Genomic DNA, 4,760 nt, shown 5'->3' with positions numbered 1-4,760 from the left:
GGGGAGTTTGCTAGATTGCCTGCCGTTCGATCGTTTCCACGCTTTTGTCGGTCGCCAGCAGTAAGACGTCAGCGCCGCGCCGGGCGAAAATTCCGTTTGCGACGACGCCTGCGATCTGGTTGATTTTGTTCTCAAGCTCGACTGGATTGGCGAGGTCGAAGCCGTGGACATCGAGAACCGGGTGGCCGTTATCGCTGGTGAAACCTTGCCGCAAGGCCGGGTGTCCGCCAAGCCGGATCAGTTCCCGCGCGACATAGCTGCGCGCCATTGCGATCACTTCGACGGCGACCGGAAAGCCGCCGAGCACGTCGACGAGCTTGCTCGAATCGGCGATGCAGATGAATTTGCGCGCCACTGCTGCCGCGATTTTCTCGCGCGTCAAAGCGCCGCCGCCGCCCTTTATCATCATCAGGTGACGCGTGATTTCATCGGCGCCATCTACATAAACCGGCAACTCGTCGACGCCGTTCAGATCGAGGACCGCGATGCCGATTTGCCTGAGCCGCCCCGCCGTCGCCTCCGAGCTTGCGACAGCGCCGCGGATACGGCTTTTGATTTTCGCCAGTTCGTCGATGAAAAAATTCGCGGTCGAACCGGTGCCGACGCCGATGACCGAATCGGCTGGTACATAGGCGAGCGCGGCTTGCGCCGCCGCACGCTTGTGTTCTTCTCTGCTCATGGCGCTCTCCTTGTGGATGGTCAAGGATAGCGGCGCGGCCGGCCCCGCACAATGTCGGTAGAAGCGCGCCGGCATAAGCGCCTGCAACGCGCGCGCCTGCCATACTGAAAGCGCGTGCCGCTGTGATACGCTTCACGCTTTTCCCGCATTTTTCCAGTAACTGCCGGCTGGCGACGATGAATAACGCCTATCTCGAACGTATCCTGACCGCGCGCGTTTATGACGTCGCCATCGAAAGTCCGCTGGAGCTGGCCGCCAATCTTTCTGCGCGAATCGGCAATCGGGTGCTGCTGAAGCGCGAAGATCTGCAGCCGGTTTTCTCGTTCAAGTTGCGCGGCGCTTATAACAAGATGGTTGGACTCAGCAGCGAAGCGCGAGCGCGCGGTGTGATCGCCGCCTCGGCCGGCAATCATGCGCAAGGCGTCGCACTGGCGGCGCAAAAGCTCGGCTGCGCAGCGACCATCGTGATGCCGGCGACGACGCCCGCTATCAAGGTCAAGGCGGTTGCCGCGCGGGGTGCGGCAATCGTGCTGCACGGCGATTCCTACGACGAAGCCTATGCGTACGCCGCTGCCATGGCGAGCGAACGCGGCCTGACTTTCGTCCATCCATACGACGATCCCGATGTGATCGCCGGGCAGGGAACGATAGGCTTGGAAATCCTGCGCCAGCACGCGCAGCCGATCCACGCCATCTTCGTTCCCGTCGGCGGCGGCGGATTGATCGCGGGAATTGCCGCCTATGTGAAGCGATTGCGGCCGGAGATCAAAATCATCGGCGTCGAGCCAGTCAATGCCGATGCGATGGCGCGATCGCTGGCCGCCGGCGAGCGCGTGAAGCTGGCGCAGGTGGGTTTATTCGCCGATGGCGTCGCGGTGCGGGAGGTCGGCGTGGAAACGTTCCGCTTATGCCGCGAACTGGTCGATGAAGTCGTGCTCGTCAACACCGACGAGATCTGCGCCGCGATCAAGGACGTGTTCGAGGACACGCGCGTCGTGCTGGAACCGGCCGGCGCATTGAGCGTCGCGGGGGTCAAAGCCTGGTCCGCGCGCGAGGCAATCCGCGACCTGACATTGATCGCGATCGCGTCCGGCGCGAACATGAACTTCGACCGTCTGCGACACGTTGCCGAACGCGCTGAAATCGGCGAACAGCGCGAAGCGATACTCGCAGTGACGATCCCCGAGCGGCCCGGCAGCTTCAAAAAATTCTGCTCGCTGCTCGGCCCGCGCAACATCACCGAATTCAATTACCGTTATGCCGATGCCCGCGAAGCGCAGGTTTTTGCCGGCGTGCAGGTGCACGATCGCGACGAAACCTTGGTTCTGCTGCGCGCGCTGCGCGACGCGGGTTTGCGGGCAGTCGATTTATCCGACAACGAAATGGCCAAGCTGCATGTGCGTCATCTGGTCGGCGGGCGCGCGCCCGGCATTCCCGACGAAATGCTGTATCGCTTCGAATTTCCCGAGCGGCCCGGCGCGCTGACGCGATTTCTGAACAGCATGAGCCACGACTGGAACATCAGCCTGTTTCATTATCGCAATCACGGCGCCGATTACGGCCGCGTGCTGGTCGGCATTCAGGTGCCGGCGCACGAGCACGCCGATTTTTGCTGCTTCCTGGACAAGCTCGGTTATCCGTATTGGGACGAGAGCGTGAACCCCGCATATGCGCTGTTCCTCGCATAGCGGGCAATGCAAAATCCCGGCTTGACGCCAACTGCTCGGCGCAGTTAAGGAGTTATTTGCCACGCGGGCGGGCGCAGTCGGCGCTATACAATCGTAAAGCGTTAACGGTTGCCTCGATCGTTCCTCACGATAGCCATCTCTACCACCTCGTCCACTAAGTTTTTTCGATACTTTCGGCAAGAAAACGGATGATGAAAACCCTTCGAGAAGCCTGCAAACCTCGCGATTCCATGTTTGATGCGGTACGACGCGACACCGTTGCCGATCTGGGTGATCTGGTCGGTGGCAAGATCGCGCCAGGGGCGTTCTTTGCCGAAAACTACATTACCGAAGGCATGAAAACCTTGCTGACGGAATCGTTTCGGCGACTCGAAGGAAAGTCCGAGCAGGGAGTTTTCAAACTGACTCAAGCAATGGGAGGCGACAAGACGCACAACTTGCTAGCTCTCGGTCTGCTCGCGCAGCGCCCCGAGCATCGCGCGGACGTAATGAGCGGCTTTTACACGTCCGATAAAAAGCTCGGCAAGGTACGCGTCGTCGCTTTCTCCGGGCGGGAAAGCGACGCGCCTTACGGACTTTGGGGCTCGATTGCGGAACAGTTGGGCAAACGCGAGCTGTTCAAGGATTATTACTCGCCCATGTCGGCGCCCGGTCAATCGGCCTGGATCAACCTGCTGAAGGGCGAGCCGCTGGTGATCATGCTCGATGAGCTTCCGCCTTACTTTGTGAACGCCAAGGCGAAGTCGATCGGCAATTCCGATTTATCGGTTGTGACCGCGACCGCGCTTGCAAACCTGATGGTTGCATTGACCAAGGATGAGCTTCGAAACGTCGTTCTCGTGATTACCGACCTCACCGTTTCCTGGCAAGCCGGCCATCAGCAGATTGTCTCCGCCCTGCAGGATTTGCAGCGCGAATCCGGGCGCGTTGCAATGGATCTCGAACCGGTGCGCATGAATACCGACGAGTTCTATCAGATTCTGCGAAAGCGCCTGTTTGAATCCCTTCCGAGCAAGGAGGACATTGCCGAAATCGCCCAAGGCTATGCCCAATCGGTGCGCGACGCACGGCAGATGGACGTAACCAACGCTTCTCCCGAGCAATTTGCCCAAAGCGTCGCGGAGTCGTATCCGTTTCACCCCTCGATCCGCGACCTTTATGCGCGCTTCAAGGAGAACCCCGGCTTTCAGCAGACTCGAGGTTTGATTCGCCTGATGCGCATCGTTGCCTCGCTGCTTTGGAAAGGAGATGGCGCGGGCAAGCACTATCTGCTCTCTGCTCATGACGTGGATCTCAACGATCGCGAAACGCTTAGCGAAGTCGCACAGATCAACCCAACGCTCGAATCCGCGATCGCGCACGATATTGCGTCGAACGGCAAATCGGTCGCCGAAGTGATGGACACCAATCTCGCAAATGGCGATACCGGAGATGTCGCTCGCCTGCTGCTGGTTGCGTCCCTTGCCAACGTTCCAGGCGCTACGCGTGGCTTGTCAATTCCCGAAATCATTGCCTACCTGTGCGCGCCCGGGCGCGACATATCTCGGCTGAAGAACGAAGTGCTCAGCCGCTTCATGACCGCGGCGTGGTATTTGCACACAACCGGTGACGGCAAGCTCTTTTTCAGGAACACACAAAACCTTGTCGCGCGCCTTAAAACCACAGCGGATGCCTATCTTCGCGATCAGTCGGTCAAGGAACTCAAAGCTCAGCTCCAGGAAATGTTTCGGGCCGACACTGGATGGAGCTATCAGCAATTGCTCGTGCTTCCCGCGATCGATGAGATAAATCCAACTCAGGATAAGGTAACTCTCGTTATCTTTGAGCCGCATGCGCAAGGCTTGCATCCGGACTTGAAGGCGTTCCACGAACAGCTTACATTTCGCAACCGCGTCGGCTTCCTAACCGGGCAACGCAATTTCGACGCGCTCCTGAATTCGGCCAAGGAATTCAAGGCCATCCACCAAATCATCGCCGAGCTTTCCGCCGAAGGTACACCCGATCAGGATCCGCAACTCGTTCAAGCGCGCGATCTTCAGGATCGTATTCGCGCACAGTTTTTATCCGCGACGCGCGAAACGTTTACCACACTGTATTTTCCGGTGGCCGACCGACTGATGAGCGCGGATTTTCCGATGGAATTCCGCAACAATCATTATCACGGCGAAGAGCAAATCACCAAGACGCTCACTGCCAAGGCCAAGTACACCGACGACATCGCAAGCGATGTGTTTCGCCAAAAAGCCGAGTCGAAGCTGTTTACCCAAAAATCCATGCTCTGGACCGAAATCAAACGCCGCGCGGCAAGCAATACCGGATGGCAATGGCATCGCGCCGATGCGCTCGACAAGTTGAAGGACGACTGCCTGCGCAAGGACATCTGGCGCGAGAGC

3 protein-coding genes are annotated in these 4,760 nt (G+C 59.0%); 2 read left to right on the top strand and 1 reads right to left on the bottom strand.

The window, feature by feature from the left end:
* Positions 1 to 10: 10 nt before the first annotated feature.
* Complete coding sequence (gene rpiA / locus H0V78_09820) at positions 11 to 679, bottom strand: ribose-5-phosphate isomerase RpiA (GenBank protein MBA2352055.1); 669 nt, start codon at positions 677 to 679, stop codon at positions 11 to 13.
* A 176-nt stretch (positions 680 to 855) separates the two neighbouring features.
* On the opposite strand from rpiA, the gene ilvA reads away from it, so the two are divergent.
* Positions 856 to 2,367 carry a threonine ammonia-lyase, biosynthetic gene (gene ilvA / locus H0V78_09815; protein MBA2352054.1) on the top strand — a complete coding sequence of 504 codons (1,512 nt, stop codon included), beginning with the start codon at positions 856 to 858 and terminating at the stop codon, positions 2,365 to 2,367.
* A gap of 191 nt (positions 2,368 to 2,558) precedes the next feature.
* On the top strand, positions 2,559 to 4,760 hold a 2,202-nt coding region (locus H0V78_09810; GenBank protein MBA2352053.1), incomplete at its 3' end, for an ATP-binding protein.

It is taken from the genome of Burkholderiales bacterium (assembly GCA_013695435.1).
Taxonomy (GTDB): Bacteria; Pseudomonadota; Gammaproteobacteria; order Burkholderiales; family JACMKV01; genus JACMKV01.
The sequence above is the reverse complement of the archived record's forward strand: the minus strand, read 5'-3'. Positions and strand labels throughout refer to the sequence as shown.